Source organism: Modicisalibacter ilicicola DSM 19980, from assembly GCF_900128925.1.
Classification (GTDB): Bacteria; Pseudomonadota; Gammaproteobacteria; order Pseudomonadales; family Halomonadaceae; genus Modicisalibacter; species Modicisalibacter ilicicola.
This window is the reverse complement of the sequence record NZ_FQUJ01000004.1, coordinates 292,240-312,014: the sequence shown is the minus strand read 5'-3', so window position 1 is coordinate 312,014 and position 19,775 is coordinate 292,240. Positions and strand designations below refer to the sequence as shown.

The 19,775-nt window shown below is 63.2% G+C and carries 15 protein-coding genes; 3 read left to right on the top strand and 12 right to left on the bottom strand.

Annotation, left to right across the window (positions count from 1 at the left end):
* Positions 1-150 precede the first annotated feature (150 nt).
* Entirely contained in the window at positions 151-1,806 is a 1,656-nt protein-coding gene (locus BUA41_RS05955) for a multidrug ABC transporter permease/ATP-binding protein (RefSeq protein WP_072820727.1), read from the bottom strand.
* 253 nt (positions 1,807-2,059) lie between these two features.
* On the opposite strand from BUA41_RS05955, the gene BUA41_RS05950 reads away from it, so the two are divergent.
* Positions 2,060-4,138, top strand: a complete 2,079-nt coding sequence (locus BUA41_RS05950) for a TonB-dependent siderophore receptor (RefSeq protein ID WP_072820726.1) — start codon at positions 2,060-2,062, stop codon at positions 4,136-4,138.
* A 77-nt stretch (positions 4,139-4,215) separates the two neighbouring features.
* On the opposite strand, the gene BUA41_RS05945 is transcribed toward BUA41_RS05950, so the two are convergent.
* The 11 genes from BUA41_RS05945 to BUA41_RS05895 all read right to left on the bottom strand — a co-directional run bounded on the left by BUA41_RS05945 (position 4,216) and on the right by BUA41_RS05895 (position 17,069).
* Positions 4,216-4,866 (bottom strand): sarcosine oxidase subunit gamma, encoded by a 651-nt coding sequence (locus BUA41_RS05945; RefSeq protein ID WP_072820725.1) that lies wholly within the window; start codon positions 4,864-4,866, stop codon positions 4,216-4,218.
* Entirely contained in the window at positions 4,859-7,912 is a 3,054-nt protein-coding gene (locus tag BUA41_RS05940; protein WP_072820723.1) for a sarcosine oxidase subunit alpha, read from the bottom strand. Before BUA41_RS05940 ends, BUA41_RS05945 begins: the two co-directional genes overlap by 8 nt.
* Positions 7,909-8,310, bottom strand: a complete 402-nt coding sequence (locus tag BUA41_RS05935; RefSeq protein ID WP_072820721.1) for a sarcosine oxidase subunit delta — start codon at positions 8,308-8,310, stop codon at positions 7,909-7,911. Before BUA41_RS05935 ends, BUA41_RS05940 begins: the two co-directional genes overlap by 4 nt.
* 201 nt (positions 8,311-8,511) lie before the next feature.
* On the bottom strand, positions 8,512-9,762 hold the full coding sequence (locus BUA41_RS05930; RefSeq protein ID WP_072820720.1) for a sarcosine oxidase subunit beta family protein: 1,251 nt from the start codon (positions 9,760-9,762) through the stop codon (positions 8,512-8,514).
* Positions 9,763-10,001: 239 nt separating this feature from the next.
* On the bottom strand, positions 10,002-11,027 hold the full coding sequence (locus BUA41_RS05925; protein WP_072820839.1) for a GlxA family transcriptional regulator: 1,026 nt from the start codon (positions 11,025-11,027) through the stop codon (positions 10,002-10,004).
* 113 nt (positions 11,028-11,140) lie between these two features.
* Positions 11,141-12,652 carry a tripartite tricarboxylate transporter permease gene (locus tag BUA41_RS05920; protein WP_072820718.1) on the bottom strand — a complete coding sequence of 504 codons (1,512 nt, stop codon included), beginning with the start codon at positions 12,650-12,652 and terminating at the stop codon, positions 11,141-11,143.
* Positions 12,653-12,676: 24 nt separating this feature from the next.
* Complete coding sequence (locus BUA41_RS05915) at positions 12,677-13,216, bottom strand: tripartite tricarboxylate transporter TctB family protein (protein ID WP_084671198.1); 540 nt, start codon at positions 13,214-13,216, stop codon at positions 12,677-12,679.
* Positions 13,213-14,187, bottom strand: a complete 975-nt coding sequence (locus tag BUA41_RS05910; RefSeq protein ID WP_084671196.1) for a Bug family tripartite tricarboxylate transporter substrate binding protein — start codon at positions 14,185-14,187, stop codon at positions 13,213-13,215. Before BUA41_RS05910 ends, BUA41_RS05915 begins: the two co-directional genes overlap by 4 nt.
* Positions 14,188-14,344: 157 nt before the next feature.
* The gene (locus BUA41_RS05905) at positions 14,345-14,875 is read right to left on the bottom strand and encodes a chromate transporter (RefSeq protein ID WP_072820713.1); all 531 of its coding nucleotides are present in this window, start codon (positions 14,873-14,875) and stop codon (positions 14,345-14,347) included.
* The gene (locus BUA41_RS05900) at positions 14,872-15,435 is read right to left on the bottom strand and encodes a chromate transporter (RefSeq protein WP_072820835.1); all 564 of its coding nucleotides are present in this window, start codon (positions 15,433-15,435) and stop codon (positions 14,872-14,874) included. Before BUA41_RS05900 ends, BUA41_RS05905 begins: the two co-directional genes overlap by 4 nt.
* Before the next feature lie 2 nt (positions 15,436-15,437).
* On the bottom strand, positions 15,438-17,069 hold the full coding sequence (locus BUA41_RS05895; protein WP_072820711.1) for a gamma-glutamyltransferase family protein: 1,632 nt from the start codon (positions 17,067-17,069) through the stop codon (positions 15,438-15,440).
* 129 nt (positions 17,070-17,198) lie between these two features.
* Between BUA41_RS05895 and BUA41_RS05890 the strand changes: the two genes are divergently transcribed.
* Positions 17,199-17,885, top strand: a complete 687-nt coding sequence (locus BUA41_RS05890; RefSeq protein WP_072820709.1) for a GntR family transcriptional regulator — start codon at positions 17,199-17,201, stop codon at positions 17,883-17,885.
* A 596-nt stretch (positions 17,886-18,481) separates the two neighbouring features.
* Positions 18,482-19,648, top strand: a complete 1,167-nt coding sequence (gene dctP, locus BUA41_RS05885) for a TRAP transporter substrate-binding protein DctP (protein ID WP_084671193.1) — start codon at positions 18,482-18,484, stop codon at positions 19,646-19,648.
* The last annotated feature ends 127 nt before the right edge of the window (positions 19,649-19,775 follow it).

Genomic DNA, 19,775 nt, shown 5'->3' with positions numbered 1-19,775 from the left:
GAACTCTCGGTTGGATTTTCTAGGTCAGGCGTCGGCAAGCGATGTCCAGAATTCGGCAAGGGCGGACGATCACTGAAAGCAGATAGTAATCATTTTCATTTGTATTGGCAATGAGTGACTCCGGCCATCGCCTCCCTGGCTCGAGTAGCCTTATCCAAGCCGGGATACCGCGTCCCGACTCGCCTGGACCCGCTGTTCGCCGGTCAGCTCCTGCAATCGGCCGTCGCGCATCTCGAGCAGCCGATCGGCATGAGCAAAATAGGTATCGTCGTGGCTGATCGCGAAGACGGTGTGCCCCGCTGCCTGCAACAGCGGCAACAGCTCGCGGTAGAAGACCCGCCGAAACACGGGATCCTGGTCTGCCGCCCACTCATCCAGCAACAGCATGTCGCGCTGCTCCGCCACCGCCAGCAGCAAGGCCAGGCGCTTGCGCTGGCCCTGTGAGAGCTGGGTACTGGTGACGCGATCGGCATCGAAATGCAGCTTGTCCTGCATCTTCAATCGCTTGAGCCAGGCATCGATCACGGACTCATCCGGCCTCTCCCCCTGGGGCCCGAGGAGCCGATCGAAGAGATGGAAGTCGGTGAAGACCGCCGAAAACAATCGACGATAGGCCGGCAGGCGCGCCTCGTCGATGACGCGGCCATCGACACGTATCTCGCCGGCCAGCGGTCGATAGAGCCCGGTCAACAGCTTGGCCAGGGTCGACTTGCCGCTGCCGTTGCCGCCGATCAGGAAGACCCGCTCGCCCCGTCGGAGAGTGAGGTCGATGGGGCCCACGGTAAATCCGGCCTGACCATCATGCTTCGTGTATTGGAACGTCACGCCGCGCAGCTCCAGGGTCTGCCACGCCTCGAGCGACGGACCGCTCTCGAATCCCGATCGGTGATTGGCAAGCGTGAGTCTCTTGAGCTTGTCGAAGGCGACCTGAGCACTCAACAGCGTCGGCAAGGCACCCACCGCCTGAAGCAATGGGGTGCGCAGGAACAGCAGGACCAGCGAATAGGTCGCCGCGACGTTGGTGTTCGCCCAGCCCAGTCCGTTGGCCAGGAAGAAGACCACGCCGATGGCGCCCAGCATCATGATGTTGGACCAGTTGACGGCACTCAGGTGGTAGGTATCGGCACGGATGATGTGATGACGATAGGCGCGGGCATCCGGCTCGTAGACCAGCTCATAGAGATGCCGGGCTCGGTCGCGATTGAGGTGCAGCTCCTTGCGCCCGTCGATCACCCCGGCGTAGTCCTGGTAGAGGCGATCTTCCGTCTCGCGGACCTCGGCAAGGTGACGATAGACCCGTCTTACCAGTAGCCAGCCACCGACTATCGTCAGCGCGATCCATGCCGCGACGACGGCCAGCATCGGCGGCGAGAGCCAGGCCAGGTAGGCCGCCGACAGCAGGGTCAGGATCACGCCCTGCACCAGTTCGGGAAGTCGCACGAAGGCGGTGGTGATATTGCGCACGTCGCTGGACAGGCTGGCCAGTAGCTGGGCGCTGCCCAGCTGCTCGAGGCGTTCGATGTCGGTATCGAGGATACGCTTGACCAGCCGTCCCCGCAGCCCATGGACGAAATGATGGCCCAACGTCGTCAGCGCGAGCTGCGCGCCCAGGGTGATCAGCAGCAGCAGGACGATCAGCCCGAGGAACTGGGGCAAGATGTGTAGCGGCGACCCCACGGTCTCGATCAGGCGCCGGTTGATGAAGGCGATGACGCCGATCCCCAGGCCCGCACTCGCCAGGCTCAGCACCATGACACCGACGAACGGCCAGCGATAGTCGCGAAAGACGACGCGCAACAACTCCATGCATTACCCCGAACGATGACGTACCAGGCGCTCACCCTTCGGGAAAAGGGGTGGCTAGTCAATGAATCATTCTCATTTCCTCGAAATGAAGGCCACAACCTGGCATCGCTTCGAGCGCCTTCCTCAGCGCCGCCTACTTGGAAAAATAAATGATAATGATTTATATTTGCTAAAGAGAGTATTCTCTGTTCAGGACGCCACAATCGCTCTCATCATCTGCAATAGCCACTCTTACCGAAGGAACACTCGCCGCATGTTCATTTCGCGCTCCATGACGATAACGATCTCTCTCGCCGCCGTCGGTGCGGCGGCCGTCGCCCAGGCCCAGCAGGCGGAACGGCTCTCGACCGTCACCGTCACGGGCCAGGCGGCGACCAAGACCGATACGCCCTTCATCGAGACACCCCAGGCGATCTCCGTGATCGAAAACGAGGATTGGCAGGAGAAAGGCGCCGAAACCGTGCAGCGCGCCACGGACTACACTCCGGGCGTGTTCAGCAATCAGATCGGGGCCTCCAACCGCTACGACTACATCGTGCTGCGCGGCTTCGTCGATGGCAGCGTGAACAATACCTATCTCGACGGTTTGAAGATCCTGGGCGATGGTGGCGCCTTCAGCTCGCTGGTGATCGATCCCTACTTTCTCGAACGGATCGAGGTGGTCAAAGGCCCGGCTTCCGTGCTCTACGGCCGCGCCTCTCCCGGGGGGCTCGTCGCGCTGACCAGCAAGCGCCCCGACTTCACGACGGGCGGCGAGATCCGCCTCGGCGCGGGCAACAACGCCCAGCGCAGCGCCGCCTTTGACGTCACCGGCCCGCTGGACGAAGGGCGCCGGCTGGCCTATCGCCTGACCGGCCTGGCCCAGGCCGCCGATACCCAATACGGCCCGGTGGAGGAGGAGCGCTACGCCTTCGCACCTCAGCTCAGCTGGGACATCACCGACGCCACGAGTCTCGACCTCTACGCCTACCTGCACAAGGACCCGGAAGGTGGCTATCACGCCGGCCTGCCCTACGAGGGCACCGTCGTGGATCGCAACGGGCGCCGAATCGACAATACCTTCTTCGAGGGCGAGGACGACTACGACAAGTTCGAGCGCGAGCAGCGCATGATCGGCTACGAGTTCGAGCATCGCTTCAATGATGCCTGGACCGCACGTCAGAAACTGCGATATCTGGACGCCGACGTGGAGCTTGCTCAGGTCTATGCCTTCGGCTGGGGCTCGGACACCGAACTCAACCGCTTCTACTCGGGTGCCGACGAGTCGTTGCAGGCCTGGACGCTGGACAATCAGCTCGAGGCGAACCTGACCACGGGCTTCGTCGAGCATACGGTGCTGCTGGGCGCCGACTACCAGGATCGCGAGAACGATGTTACTTGGCCCTCAGGCACCTCCCCTCCCATCGATGCCTTCGACCCGCGGTATGGCGCCGAGCCGATCGCGATCGCCTCGATAAAACGCCGCCGGGAACTCAGCCAGACCGGCGTCTACTTGCAGGACCAGATGGCCATCGGCGACTGGCGCCTAACCCTCGGCGGGCGTCACGACTGGGTGGACATCACCAATACCGATCAGCAGAGCGGCACGGCGAGCGAGCTCGACGACACCCAGTTCAGCGGACGCGCCGGACTGCTCTACCTGTTCGATAACGGCCTGGCGCCTTATACCAGCTACTCGACCTCGTTCAGCCCCAACAGCACCACCGACGCGAGCGGCGATCTGCTGAAGCCCACCGAAGGCGAGCAGATAGAGGTGGGCCTCAAGTATCAGCCTTCCGAATCCCGGAGCCGTTACAGCCTGGCGCTCTTCGACATCTCTCAGGAAAACGTCTCAACCAAGCTGCCCAACGAGGACTTCTTCCGCGCCGTGGGCGAGATCGAGTCGCGCGGCCTCGAGCTGGAGGCGCATACGCAGCTCACCGACAACTTCCGTTTGCAGGCCAGCTACACCTATACCGACGTCACCCTGGAAGAGACCGGCAACGAGACCGAGGGCAACCAGGACAACCAGGTGCCACGTCATCAGGCCAGCGCATGGGGACACTACGATGTCCGCCAGGGCGCCCTCGCGGGAGTGGATGCCGGTCTGGGCGTGCGCTACTACGCCGACATCTACGCCGACGACGCCAATACCGAGAAGGTGCCGGACTACACGCTGGTCGACGCGACACTGGGGTACGACCTGGGGCAGGTCGGCTTGAAGAACGTCGAGGCGCGTCTCAATGTCACCAACCTGCTGGACAAGGAGTATGTCGCCTCCTGCTTCGACCTGAATTTCTGCTATTTCGGTGCGGAGCGCAGTGTGAAGGCTCACATCAGCTATGCGTTTTGAGTGTTGGACACCTTAGCGCCTATAACCGAAAAGCCGGGGCACTGAGCCCCGGCTTTCATTCATTCGCTTCGCGGCGTTCAGCGCTTCACGCCGATGCCAAACTCCTCGCCGGCGTCCAGCAGCCAGCGATAGCCGTAGTCGGCGAAGCTCCGGCGCAGCACCAGCTCCCAGCGATCCTCCGCGGGACGACGCAGGATGGCGCTGGCCTTGGCGAACACCGTGCTCACCGCCTTGCCCACCGGGAAGTTCTGCGGATGCACGTCGTAGGGCACGGACTTCATCAGCACGTCCCGCGCTTTTTCACCGGACAGTTCGACCAGTGTCTGGCCGCCACTGACGTTGACGATGGCAAAATGCGCCTCGCCCAGCTTCGAGCGCAGGCGATTTTCCAGCTCGAACTCCTCGCCACCGGGCACGATCACCAGCCATTCGTCCGGTGACATCCATTGAACTGAGCACTCGCCGCTTTCGTCCAGGGCCAGCCCCAGGGGCCGACCGGGCAGATTGATCCCCAGCACCTCGCGCAAAGCCTCGTCGAGAACGATGGCGCCACCGCGCAGGATCAGGTGGCCGAGAAAGGGCTTTTCCTCGAGCAGGACCTGGCCGTCCCGGGACGGCGCCGGCACGCTGCCCCGGTGATAGGCCACGGAGAGCGGCGATTCCCTGGGAATCGCCATGTCCGGCCGGGTATCGAAGGTCGCGACGTTGCCGTAAGTGGTATCAGACATTCTGGCGCTCTCCCTTGGGATCGATGAATACGGTACTGACGATCTCGGCTTCGTGAGTCATGCCGCCGGGCATCGGTAGATAGACCTTCTGGCCCATGCGCTCCTGGCCGCCCTTGACCACCGCGAGGGCAAAACCGCTCTCCAGGGTCGGGCTGTAGTAGCTCGAGGTCACGTGACCCTGCATGTCCATGGGGATCGCCTGGTCCTTGTCGAAGACGATCTGGGCGCCTTCCTCCAGCACCACCCTGGGGTCCGTGGGCTTGAGGCCCACCAGCTGCTTGCGATCCTGGCGCGCGGTGTCCGTGCGGGCCAGGGCGCGCTTGCCGATCCAGGAGAACGGCTTGTCGTAGCCGATCGCCCACTGCATGCCCAGGTCTTCCGGCGTCACCGAGCCATCGGTGTCCTGCCCGGCGATGATCAGTCCCTTCTCGGCGCGCAGCACGTGCATGGTCTCGGTGCCGTAGGGGGTCAGGTCGTACTTCTCGCCATGCTCGAACAGGGTCTTCCAGACATGCATGGCGTAGTTGGCCTGGACGTTGATCTCGAATGACAGCTCGCCGGTGAAGGAAATGCGGAACACCCGGGCCGGCACGTCGGCGACCTTGCCATTGCGCCAGTCCATGAACTTGAACGTGTCGCGATCGAGATCGATGTCGGTGATCTCCGACAGCAGCTTCCTGGCATCCGGCCCGGTCACGGTCATGGTCGCCCAGTGATCGGTGACCGAAGTAAAGTAGACCTCGAGTTCCGGCCATTCGGTCTGGTGCCACAGCTCCAGCCACTCCAGCACCGCCGCGGCGCCGCCGGTGGTGGTGGTCATCAGGAAGTGGTTCTCGCCCAGGCAGCTGGTGGTGCCGTCGTCCATCAGCATGCCGTCGTCCTTGCACATCAGGCCGTAGCGCACTCGCCCCGGGGCCAGCTTGGCCCACTTGTTGGTGTAGACGCGGCCCAGGAACTCCCGGGCATCCGGCCCCTGGATGTCGATCTTGCCGAGCGTCGAGGCGTCCAGGATGCCCACGCCATTGCGCACCGCCAGGCACTCCCGGGCCACGGCCTCGTGCATGGTTTCCCAGCGCTCGCCATCCTCTGCGCGGCGTCGTTGTGGGAAATACCAGGGGCGCTTCCACTGGCCGACGTCCTCGAACTCGGCACCGTGTTCCACATGCCACTGATGCAGCGCGGTGTAGCGCTCCGGGTCGAACAGCTCCCCAGCGTGGCGGCCGACGATGGCCCCGAAGGTGACCGGGGTGTAGTTGGGGCGGAACACCGTGGTGCCCACCTCGGGGATGGAACGCTCGAGCAGGCGTGCCGCGATGGCCATACCGTTGATGTTGCCGAGCTTGCCCTGATCGGTGCCGAAGCCCATGGCAGTGTAGCGCTTGACGTGCTCGATGGACTCGAAGCCTTCTTTCGTTGCCACATCGATGCCCGCAGCGGTCACGTCGTTCTGCAGATCGACGAACTGCTTGGGCGCACGCAGGGTCGGCTTCTCGTGGGGCACCTGATAGAGCGCGCAGGCCGGCGATTCCCGGGATGAATCCGTCTGGGGCAAAGCCAACTCGGCAACCGTGTCGATACCACTGGCCTGGGTAGCCTGCATGCCGGCCTGGGCACCGTCGTGAAGCACATCGGCCAGGATATAGACGCCTTGGGCACCGCCCGCCGGCGTCATGCCGGTCACCTTGCCGGGCACGAAGCCGAGGATGTCGTCCCGCCACGTCGGCCGCGAACCGGTATGCGAGGCCAGGTGCACCACCGGGCTGTAGCCGCCGGAGCTGGCAATGGTATCGCAGACAAGCTCTTCCACCTGGCCGGTCACGGCGAAGCGATCGATGTCGATCTTCGCGACCCGCGCCCCGGTCACCCGATTGGCGCCCTTGCCTTCGATCACTGCGGAGCCTGTAATGAGGCGGATGCCCTTGGACTGGGCCTCCTTGACCAGATCGCCGTCCGGATTGGCCCGGACATCGACGATGGCCACCACCTCGCGGCCGGCATCCGCCCAATCCAGGGCCGCGCGATAGGCATGGTCGTTGCTGGTGGAAAGCACCAGCTTGTTGCCCGGCACCACCGCGTAACGATGGATATAGGTCGACACCGCACCGGCCAGCAGGTTGCCGGGCACGTCGTTGTTGGCATACACCAGCGGCCGCTCGTGGGCGCCGGTGGCGAGCACCACCTGGGCGGCACGCACCCGGTGCAGCCGCGAGCGGGCCTGGCGACGACCGTTGGCCAGGGGCGCCGTGTCCGCCAGGTGCTCGGTGCGCCGCTCGTGCAGGGTCACGAAGTTGTGGTCGTGATAGCCGTTGGCGGTGGTACGGGCCAGCAATGTTACATTGTCCATGCCCGCAAGCTCGCCGAGGGCTTTCTCGACCCACTCGCTCGCCGGCGCGCCATTCAGGGTCTCGCGGCTGTCGAGCAGCGAGCCGCCCATCTCTTCCTGTTCGTCGGCGAGAATCACCCGAGCACCGCTGTTGGCCGCCGTGAGCGCCGCCACCAGGCCCGCCGGGCCGGCGCCGATCACCAGCACGTCGCAGTGCTGGTTCATGTGATCGTAGATGTCCGGATCGTTCTCGCCGGGCACCCGGCCCAGGCCGGCGCCCTTGCGGATGTATTTCTCGTAGGTCATCCACATCGAGGCCGGGGCCATGAAGGTCTTGTAGTAGAAGCCCGGTGGCATGAAGCCGCCGCCCAGCTTGCCGACCCAGCTCATCACGTCGCGCTGGACGTTGGGCCAGCCGTTGGTGGAGCGGGCGTTCAGGCCGTCATAGAGCGCCTGCTGGGTGGCGCGGACGTTGGGCACCTGGGCGGCCTCCGCCTGCCCCAGCTGGACCACCGCATTGGGCTCCTCCGCACCGGCGGCGACGATGCCGCGAGGGCGGGAGTACTTGAAGCTGCGGTTGACCACGTCGATGCCGTTGGCGAGCAGCGCCGAGGCCAGGGTATCACCGGCGTGACCCTGGTAGGTCTTGCCGTTGAAGGTGAAGTTCAGGACACGAGAGCGATCGATGCGACCGCCCTGCTGCAGACGATTGGATTGAGTCATGCCCGTTCCTCCTCATTCGACGCATTCAGGTCAAGGGATTCGGGCCGGGCACCGACGGTTTGCCAGCCGCCATCGGCGACCTGGACACCGGACTGTTTTTCCTTGGCGGCAAGGCGCTCGGCGGTCACCGACGGCTGCTCACCGACCTTGTAGGTCTCGTAAATCTCGTAGGTCACCGTATTGCGGGTGATATTGAAGAACTTTCGGCAGCCGAGTGCATGCACCCACAGCTCGTGGTGGATGCCGCGCGGATTGTCGCGGAAGAAAAGATAGTCGCCCCACTCCTCGTCCGTGCAGTTCTCTGGGTCCGCCGGACGGACGATATGCGCCTGGCCCTTGGGGTGGAATTCTTCTTCCTCGCGATGCTCGTCGCAGTAAGGGCAATGAATGTAGAACATTTTTTATTCCTCCATCACTCGGATGAAAGTGAATAGTTTTTCTGCGCTGCTATGGCTACCAGGTGCTGAACGAAAACTCGTCGAGCGATGGCAAGACAAGGCAAAAAATGGCGAAATAGCGGAGTTTACAGGTGCGTAAATGAGCATATTGAGCCATTTTTTAACGCCGTATTGTCGAGCGCAGACCGTTTTCGTCAGTACCTAGTGGGCGACGCCGGCGGCACCGTGCTCATCGACCAGCGCTCCCGTATTGAAGCGATCGATGGAGAACGGCTCGGCGATGGGATGCATCTCGCCCTTGGCGAGACTCGCGGCGAACACATGCCCCGAGCCCGGGGTGGCCTTGAAGCCGCCGGTACCCCAGCCGCAGTTGAAGTAAAGCCCCTTGACCCGAGTCTTCGACAGAATCGGACAGGCGTCGGGGCAGGTATCGACGATGCCGCCCCACTGGCGGTTCATGCGCACCCGGGAGAAGATCGGGAACATCTCGACGATGGCCTGCAGGGTGTGCTCCACGGTGGAGAAGCTGCCGCGCTGACCGTAGCCGTTGTAGCCGTCGATACCGGCGCCGATCACCAGGTCACCCTTGTCCGACTGGCTGATGTAGCCGTGGACGTGGTTGGACATCACCACGGTGTCGAGAATCGGCTTGAGGGGCTCGGAGACCAGGGCCTGCAACGGATGCGACTCCAGGGGCAGCCTGATGCCGGCCATCTTCGCCAGTACGCCGGAGTTGCCCGCGGCCACGCAGCCCACGGTCCTGGCCTCGATGTCGCCGCGGTTGGTGTGCACGCCGAACACCTGGCCGTCACGGATCTTGAAGCCGGTGACCTCGGTGTTCTGCAAGAGATCCACGCCCAGGGAATCCGCCGCCCGGGCATAGCCCCAAGCCACCGCATCGTGCCGCGCCACACCGGCGCTCTTCTGCCAGGAGGCGCCCATGATCGGATAGCGGGCACGCCTGGAGGTGTCGATGATCGGCACGATCTCCTTGATCTGCTCCGGCGTGATCACCTCGCTGTCGATGCCGTTCAGGCGATTGGCATGCACCCGGCGCTGGATGTCGCGCATGTCCTGCAGGGTGTGACCCAGGTTCATGACGCCGCGCTGGGAGAACATCACGTTGTAGTTGATCTCCTGGGACAGGCCCTTCCACAGGTCGAGGGAGTGGTTGTAGAGCCGCGCCGCCTCGTCCCATAGATAGTTGGAGCGCACGATGGTGGTGTTGCGAGCGGTATTGCCGCCGCCCAGCCAGCCTTTCTCGAGCACTGCCACGTTCTTGATGCCGTGGTTCTTGGCCAGATAGTAGGCGGTGGCCAGGCCATGGCCGCCGCCGCCGACGATGATCACGTCGTACTGCTTCTTCGGCGTGGGGTTGCGCCACTGGCGCTGCCAGTTCTCGTGGTGGCTCAGTGCATGCTTGACCAGCCCGAAGCCCGAATAGCGTTGCATGAGAATTCTCCTATGGACCTGTCCTAGGCGATGGCGGTCTGGCGAAGGTTGCTTGTCGAGGCGAGGGTCGCATCCATGGGCTGCTCCTTGTTGTTGATGGACCGGGGTAGGCATCAATTAATAACCGAGGGGCGGGAGCAAGAATTGAATGAATGCGACAAAATAGTTGCCAAAAGCAGGCTCGCGACAAGTTATTGTTTTTTATATTTTTCCAGGCATTGAAAATGCAAATGGCCCGATCAGGTCTTGCCGATGTGCAGAAAGAAGGGATCGACCAGGTCTTCCTGTAAACCGACCGTGCCCTTCCTGACCTCCGAGGGGCTGTAGCCGAAGGTGTCCTTGAAGTTGCGCGAGAAGTGCGCGGTATCGGAGAAGCCGCAGCGTTCGCCGACCTCGGTGATGCTCTTGCTGGTGAAATGAAGCAGCCACAGGCCGTAGCGCAGGCGCAGGTCGCGAGAAAACTTCTGCGGGCTTACGCCGAGGGACTCGCGGAAACTGCGTTCGAGCCCCCGCCGGGAACACCCCACCCGGTCGGCGAGTTCATCGACGGAGATCAGCTCGCCCAGGTGCTGCTCGATGATGGCGATGGCGCGCCGTACCTGGCGATTGTCGACCTTGTTGAGCACCAGCGGATGCGGCTGGGGATGATTGCCTTGCCGCGCCTCGTCGATGAGCATGATGTGCAGGCTCTTCTTGGCCCAGGCGCGGCCGAGATGCCGCTCGACCAGATAGGCGGCCAGATCCGCCGAGGCGATGCCCCCGGCGCAGGTCAGGCGATCGCCGTCGTCGATGAAGAGTCGATCCGATACCGGGGTGACCTGGCCGAAGCGCCGCACGAGGTCGCCGTGGTGGTACCAGCTCACGCAGCAGCGCCGCTGGTGCATCAGGCCGGCCTGGATCAGCGCGAACACCCCGGTGCAGATCCCTACCAGCGGCACGCCTTGCCTATCCGCCCGCTTGAGATAGTCGATCGTGGCGCGATCCACCATCTCCTTGTCCTTGAGCACCCCGGCGATGACCACGAGATAATCGAAACGCGCCGGGTCCTGGTATTGCTCGCAGGGGGTGATGGTCGCCCCGCAACTCGATAGCGCGCCCTCCCCGTCGCTGGTCATGAAGGTCCAGTGACAGCGCAGCTGGCGGCTCATGTCGCCTTCATCCGCGGCCAGGCGCAGGCAATCGACGAAGCCGGCAAAAGGCAGCATCGTGAAGCGCGGCAGCAGAACGAAGCCGATGGACAGCCTTTGGCTGTTGGCAGGCGTCACGGTCGAATCCCGATCGAACAAAGACAGTCACACGATAGCAAATCCCCCGAGCTCAGCGGACAGGTTGAACCCGGGGTGACCTTTTCTCGACGCCTTGGAGCGTGTTTCGTGGGTCATGGCGAGGGAGGGTAGATCGCCTTCGATGCCTTCTGGCGCCGGTGGTGGCGAATGGCCAGCAGGATCGAGATGGCCGCGAATATCAACAAGCCCAGGGAGATGGGACGGGTAAAGAACAGGGTCCAGTTCTCGTCGGACATCAGCGCCCGGCGCAGGTTGGTTTCGGCAATGGGCCCCAGGATTACCCCCAGCACCAGTGGCGCCAGCGGATAGTCGAGCTTGCTGAGCACGTAGCCGAAGATGCCGATCCCGAGCAACAGGTAGATGTCGGTAACGCGGTTGTTGAGCGCGAAGGCGCCGACCACGCAGCAGACCAGCACCACCGGCACGATCACCGAGCGGGGTACATCGGTCACCCGCAGGAAAAGCCGCATGCTGACAAGACATACGGCAAGCACCATGAAGGCGGCGACCAGCATGGCCATGAACATGCCATAGACCAGATCACCGTGATCGAGGATGAGACGCGGGCCGACACCGATGCCATGAACCATCAGCGACGCCATCAGCACCGCATCCACGGCGCTTCCGGGGATGCCCAGCGCGATCATCGGGATCAGGCCACCGCCGGAGGTGGCCGAATTCCCCGATTCCGAAGCAACCACGCCTTCCGGATTTCCGGTGCCGAAGGTCTCGGATGTCTTGGAGGCACGCTTGGCCTGATCGTAGGCCAACAGGTTGGCAATGCTGCCGCCGGCGCCGGGCACTGCACCGATGAAGACACCGACCAGGGAGGAGCGGACCAGGTTGACCGGGTGTATCAGGACCTCACGCAGGCCCTCCAGCGGACGAAAGGAGACATTGGCGGGTATCAGCGCCTTGCCATGCTTGACCGCTTCGGCGTCCTCGACTTCCTGCAGAAGCTGGCTGACGGCAAAGATGCCGATCAGCACCACCAGGAAGGGAAAGCCATTGGCGAGCAGGTCCGTATCGAAGGTGAAACGGGGAACGCCCATCATCGGATCGGTGCCCACGGTGGCGATGAACAGTCCCAAAAGCCCCGTCAACAGCCCCTTGAGTATCGACTTGCCCACCAGGCTCGCGACCACCGTCATGGCGAAGATGATCAGCGAGAAGTACTCCCAGGCCCCCAGCTTGACGGCAATCATGGCCAGCGGCGGTGCCGCGATGATCAGCACGACGGTGCTGATCAGGGCACCGAAGAAGGAGGCCCAGACCCCCAGGGAAAGGGCGCGCCCGGGCTGCCCGGCTCGCGCCATGGGAAAGGCGTCGAAGGTGGTCGCCACCGAGGACGGGGTACCGGGTATGCCCAGCAAGGCGGCACTGATCAGGCCGCCGGTATAGCCGCCGACATAGACCGCCAGCATGGTGGCGATCCCCTGCAGCGGCGGCAAGGTGAAGGTCAGCGGCAGGGTCAGCACGATGGCCATGGTAATGGTAAAGCCCGGAATCGCCGAGGCAATCACGCCCGCCACGACCCCCAGCAGCATGGTCAGCATGGTGCCCAGCGTGAAAAGCTGCTCCATACCGGAAAATAAGGCATCCATAATGTCCGGGCTCCTTGCGGTTGCCTAGCCGAAAAGGCCACGCGGCAGGCTGATGACAAACACCTCGCGAAACAGCGTCTCGACACCGAATGAAAAGACCAGGGCAACGGCCAGGGCGATGATCAGCCCCTTGAGCGAGCGGGCGCCAAGCAGCCATTGGCCGAGCATCAGAAACACGAGCGCCGCCCAGGCAAAGCCGAGCCAGGGCACCGCGAAAATGAACAGCGCGAACAGCCCCAGCACGCCAAAGGCCAGGCGATGCCGCCACGCCCAGCGCCCCACCAGGCCGCGCTCGGCAGCGGATCGGGCCGCGAAAGCGCGCCACTCCTTGGCGACGATGGCCAGGTTGATCAGTATCAGGAGTGCCAGCACCAGTCGTGGAAAGCTGCTCGCACCGAGAGGCTCCCACATCGAGGATGGCAACTCACCGGCCCGCAGGAACAACGCGGCGAACAGCACGGCCATTGCCGCATTGAAGATCATGTGCGCGAGTGGTGCCGAGCGTCCCGACGACTCGGTGAACCGCTCCTCCGAAGAGGAGCGGTCGGGTGAAGGGCTACTCATTTGGCCAGCTTCCCGGACAGACGTTCGACGGTCTCATTGGTGCGCTCGAGATAGTCGGCAAACGCCTCGGGCCCCTCGAAGTTGACCGTGGCGCCGGCATTGTTGACCGCCTGAATGAAGTCGTCGTCCTTGCTCAACTGTTCAAAGGCCGAAGCCAGCGTCTGGATGCGTGCGTCCGGCGTTCCTTCGGGCGCCACGACGCCACGCACGATGCTCAACTCCAGCGCCTCGCGCCCGAGTTCCTTGAAGGTCGGCACATCCGGGGTAGCCTCCTGACGCTCGGGCGTTCCCACGGCCAGGAAGCGCAGGTCGTCGTTCTTGACGAATTCGCCGCTGGAGGCGATGTCACCGATGGCGGCATCGATATGACCGCCTACCAGGGCGCGAATGCGCGCACCGGTGCCCTCGAAGCCGACATAGCGAAACGAGACGTCTTCGATGTCCTCGATCATCGCCGCGTGCACGTGCGGAATGCCGCCCAGGGTTACGCCAACGCGCACGTCGCCCGGATTCTCCTTGGCGTGGTCGATGAACTCTTGATACGTCTGCCAAGGGCTATCGGCGTTCACGGTCAGGTACTGCGGCGAGTTGGTGATGGCGGCAACGGGATCGAAATCGTCCCAGTTCAGGCTGGTCAGATCGGTATGATGCGCCACTAGCAGGCCTTCATGCACCTGGCCGACGGTATAGCCATCGGCGCCACGATCGGCCAGCTCCTTGAGCCCGGTGGTACCGCTGACACCCGGCATGTTGATCACGGGCATCGGCTCGCCGAGATACTCCTCGACATGGTTGGAAACCAGGCGCATCAGGGTGTCGCTGCCGCCGCCCGGGGACCAGGGCACGATGAACTCCACCGGCTTCTCGGGGTAGGTGTCCTCTTGCGCCAGGGCGACGGTCGCGAACAGGCTGGAGCCGGCCAACAGCAAGCCGAGAGAGCCCATCAGGCGTCTGGAGGTCCGCAACGACATACGAGATTTCATTGTGCGGATCATGGCAGCTTGTCCTTGTTGAGCATCTTGCAATTGAAACGTCGTCTTCATCGAGTCAAGCGTTGATCTTTCAATGGCTTTTCCGGTGAACGGTTCCCCCCTTCATTGCGTGACATGGATGCATCGAGGCCTTGCCTCAACCGAGCAGCAAGGCGCCATAGCCGAGGCCGAAACACACCACCAGGGCCGGGTGAATTCGTGTTCCCATCAACAGGATGGCAGCCACGAGACCGATGACCAGCGTGTGTATCGACCCGATGGTCACCAGGCCCGTATGAAAGAAGCTCCAGGCCAGATAGGCCATGAGCACCATGACCACCGGGCGCACCCACTGGCTCATGGATTTGACCTTGATCGAATCGCGGTAGCGGTACAGGGTGCCCAGCGCCGCCAGCATCAGCAGAAGCGAGGGCCCGACGGTGGCCAGCACCGCGATCAGGGCGCCACCCACGCCTGCCACGTCGTAGCCGATATAGCCCGCCATCTTGGTTGCGATCGGGCTGGGCAGGGCATTGCCGAGCGCCAGGATCTCGGCAAAGCCTTGATGACTCATCCAGCCGTACTTGCCCACCACCTCGTTTTCGATCAGGGGAATGATGGCAGGCCCGCCGCCATAGCCGACGATATTGGGAATGAAGAACGCCAGGAAAAGCTGCCAGTAGATCATTTGGCGACCTCGCCCTTGCGACTGGCAGGATCGGGGCGCAGCAGTGCCGCGATCAGAATGGCGCCGATGACCAACCCCGGATGAAGGCCCAACCCGTAGATCAGTCCTGCCGCCGCCAAGCCCATGATCAGCGTCGTGATCCAGCCAAGCCCGGCGCGGGATTTATTGAAGAAGTCCAGCGTCAGCTGCGCCATCATGATCATCACCACCGGGATCACCCCCTGGCCCATGCCCTGCACCCAGCGCTGATCACCATGGCGCAAATAGAGTCCCAGCAAGGCGATCATCACCACGATCACCGGCACGATCACGGCCAGCACGGCATTCACCGCGCCGGCCGCCCCGCCCACGCGATAGCCGATGTAGCCTGCCATCTTGGTCGCGATGGGGCCTGGCAGGGTGTTACCGATGGCCAGCACATCGGCGAAGGCGTCGTCATCCATCCAGGCATGGCGCTTGACCACCTCCTGATGCACCAGCGGAATCATCGAAGGCCCGCCGCCGAAGCCGAAGATCCCGATACGAAAGAAGGCCAGGAACAGCTCACTCTGCACGCCCATGGTCACAGCACCGCGATATTGGCATCGGTGCGCGGCTCGGTTCCCCCGCAGTAGATACCGGTCTCGGGGTCGCGCAGGATGACCTGCCCGCGCCCGAAACCGCGACTGTCATGCTCCACCTTCATGAGGTGTCCGCGCTCGGCCATGGCGCGCACCAGCGAGGCAGGATAGGCATGCTCGATTCCGATGGTCCTGCCCCCCATCCACTGCCAGCGCGGCGCGTCCAGGGCGGCCTGGGGGTTGAGGCCCGCATCGACCATGTTCGTCACCACCTGGACATGCCCCTGGGGCTGCATGAACCCGCCCATCACGCCCAGGGGCCCCAGCGCCTTGCCGTTCCGGGTCAGAAATCCGGGAATGATGGTGTGAAAGGTCTTCTTGCCCGGCGCCAGGCAGTTGTCGTGATCAGGGTCCAGGCTGAACCCGTGGCCGCGATTCTGCATGGCGATGCCGGTGCCGGGAACCACCACGCCGGACCCGAAGCCGTGATAGTTGCTCTGGATGAAGGACACCATGTTGCCGTCGCGATCGGCGGTGGCGAGATACACCGTGCCACCGGCGGCGGGCTGGCCGGGAATCGGGTCGATCGCCTGCTCGCCGATCAGGGCGCGGCGCTTTTCGATGTAGGCATCGCTCAGCAGATCCTCGACCCGCTGGCGCATGTGGCGAGACTCGGTGATATAGGCCTGGCCATCGGTGAAGGCGAGTTTCATGGCCTCGAGCTGGCGATGCAGGCCCTCGGGGTCATCGCGAAGGGCCGGCGGATAGCCGTCGAGCAGGCGCAGCGCCATGAGCGCCACCAGGCCTTGCCCGCTGGGAGGAATTTCCCACAGCTCGACGTCGCGATAGCGCGCCGATATCGGCGTGACCCATTCCGGCCGATAGGTCGCTAGATCCGAGCCGCGCAGGTAGCCGCCGGTCTGTCGCGAGAATGCATCGATGCGCTCGGCCAACTCGCCGCGATAGAAACTCTCGGCCTGGGTCTCGGCAATGGCGGCAAGCGTCCGCGCCTGATCCACGCAGCGATGCCAGGTGCCGGCCCGGGGCGCTCGACCTTTCGGGGTAAACGTATCGAACCAGCCGCGCGTCGCCTCGCCGGAGAGATTCCGGCGAAAGACCGCCTCGTCTCGCGCCCACAGGCTGGCGATCATCGGTGACACCACGAAGCCCTCGTCGGCCAGACGAATCGCCGGCGCCAGCAAGGTGGCAAAATCGAGCTTGCCGAAGCGCCGCGAGAGTTCTGCCCAGGCCGCCGGCGTGCCCGGTACGGTCACGGGTGTCCAGCCGTACAGCGGCATCTTCTCATGGCCCGCCTCGCGTACCGCCTCCCGGGACAGTGACGCCGGGGCAGCACCGCTGGCGTCGAGGCCATGCAACTCGCCGTTGCCCTGCTCGTCCTCGGCAATCCACACCAGCGCAAACGCATCCCCGCCGATGCCACAACCGGTGGGCTCCACCACCGTCAAGGCGGCTGCAGTCGCGATAGCGGCATCCACCGCGTTGCCTCCCTGAGCGAGAATATCCCGCCCTATCTGACTGGCATGGGGCTGGGACGCGGCCACCATGCCATCGCGGGCATACATGGGGCTACGGCGGGACGGGTAGGGAGTGCTGTCCGAGAAGGGGGTACGCATGGCGACTCCGGCGCTGGTTATGATCGGTATTTTTTGCAAAAATCGATTTTCTGGAATGACTATGGCTTAACCACTTGGCTAGCGTCAATCGACGACGTAACCTGCAAGCCTGTTTTCGAGGTCTATGACATGTCGACGTCCCACCCGCTAGCAGAGACTCATAGCGCTTCGGGCATCACCGCCGCCAGCCAGGTCTTCAATGCCCTCAAGCAAGACCTGATCAGGGGGCGTTTCACGGCGGGGGAAAAACTCGCCATCAGCGCTCTCAAATCCCGCTATCAGGTGGGGCTGAGCCCACTGCGCGAGGCACTCAACCGGCTTGCTGCGTACGGCTTGCTCGAGCAACTCAATCAGCGTGGCTTTCGGGTACCGACTCTCGACGCTTCGGAGCTTGCAGATATTGCGCATCTGCGCACGCAACTGGAATGCATGGCACTGGTCCAGGCGTTTCAGGCGGGGGATGCGGAATGGGAATCACAGCTGTTGGCGGCGCAGCATCGATTGCGACGTGCCGATCAGACACCCGGCGAGATCGAACGCTGGGAGCAGGCGCATCAACATTTTCATCGCACCCTTCTGGCGCCTAGCGGCTCCCCCTGGCTGCTGCGTTTCATCGAGCAACTGCACGATCAGTTCGATCGCTATCGTCGACTGGCGCCGAGTGATCCGGCTACCCGGGAACTCCTCGACCAGCATCACGCCGAGCTGGTCACTCTGGCCCTGGCGCGCCACGCTGGCGAGGCTCGAGAATTGCTTGAACTGCATATCCACCTGTCTCATCAAATCGCCAAAGGCGCTTGTCCCTCAGAGGCATGAGCCGCTTCACGACGCCTAGACGTGCCGGCAACTTCTGGTGCCGATTCGGCGGCGGCAATAGCGCAGGCGTGCACGGCGCCACAGAAGCGCTATGCTGCTTTGGTATGAAAAGTTGATTGCCGGGTCAATTGGTCTGACCAGCCGCAAGTCAACGATGATGCGGCCAACGAGGATTTTGCTGTCGAAAATGCGCTTCGGCAGCAATCCTTAGCGTTGAGAAACACGATGGCAAGCCAACGCAACTCGGTTAATGTAAGCCTGAACGTGCTTTTGGGCCGCCGACGTGCATCTCGGCAACCCCGGACAGGGGAGCCCGTCGCTCTTGATGCCGCTGTAAAACAGTTGATACGACAAGGCGAAGCTTCGGTCCGGCACGCGAATTAGGAAATTGCTGAATAAATCGCCGAGTGAAATGAAGTGCAAGGCGCACGGAGCGCAGAAAACGAGACATAACATGGAGTTAGGCGAGTTTTCGAGCACCGCGCAACGCAGCAATTCGTTCGTGTAGGCATTTATGCAGTGATTCCTTAGGGATAACAACAAGAGCTTGCCTCGCCCACGCCGAGGCAGTCGAACCTGAACCCAGGAGACATGGTATGCAAAAAGAACAGCAACAATCGTCCATCACCCCTTCTCATACCGATTCCAGCACGAACGCCACCGGCCAATCGAACGGTCGTCGCAACTTCCTCAAGGCCGCTGCCGTAGGATCCGCGGCGGCCGTCGCGGCCCCCTGGATCGGCAACGCCCAGGCCCAGGCGGGCATCCGCATCCGGATGCAGTCCTCCTGGCAACCGGGAACGACCGGCTACAAGACCTTCGAGACCTGGGCCAACAGTGTCAAGGAGCTCACCGCCGGGGAGGTGACCATCGAGCCGTTCCCCGCCGGCGCCGTGGCGGGGGCCTTCGAGGTCGCCGATGCGGTTCGCAACGGCGTTCTCGAGGGCCAGAACTGGTTTACCGTCTATTGGCCCGGCAAGATGCCTGCCGGGGTGTTCCTGACCGCCTACCCCATGGGGCTGTCGGTGCCCCACCAGTGGGACGTGATGTTCGGCGCCTATGGCGGCTTCGAGATCGCCAAGGATCTGTACCGCAAGCAGGGACTGGAATTCCTGGGCCATGTGCACCATGACCTCAACCTGATCCACTCCAAGGTGCCGCTGCGCAGCTTCGACGACTTCAAGGGCGTCAAGATCCGCATGCCAGGAGGCATCGTCGCCGAGACCTTCGCCTCGATCGGTGCGCGTACCACGCTGCTTCCGGGCTCCGAGGTCTATCCGGCGCTCGAGAAGGGCACCATCGATGCCGCCGACTACACCGGCGCGGCGGTGAACTACGAGCTGGGCTTCTGGCAGGTGGCCAAGTACATCATCATGGGCCCACCCTCCACACCCTGCCTGCACCAGGCCGTCGACCTCATGGACATCGCGGTCAATCGGCGCGTCTATGAGCGCATGTCGCCCGAGACCCAGGATCTGATGCACGATCTGGTGGCCGCCTACTCCCGCGAGCACTATGCCGCGATCCAGCAGGCCAACGCCGAGGCCTGGCCCAAGTACGAAGAGAAGGGTATCGAGATCATCCATCTCTCCGAGGAGGATGCCTCGCGCTTTCGCAAGGCGGCGATCCCGCTGTGGTTCAAGTGGGCCAAGAAGGATCCGGACGCCACCCGGCTCTTCCGCGCCCACCTCAAGACCATGCAGGACCCGGCCATCGCCCTGGTGACCGAAGAGGACCTCCAGGGCTACTCGCTGGACGACTGACACGCCATACCGAAGAAAGGCCCGCGCACCTCTTGTTCCGGTGCGCGGGTTCGGCTTTCCCTGACCAACAGAAAAACAGTACAAGCAGCGACCGGCCTCCCTGATGCCGTGCTGACGAGAGAACGTT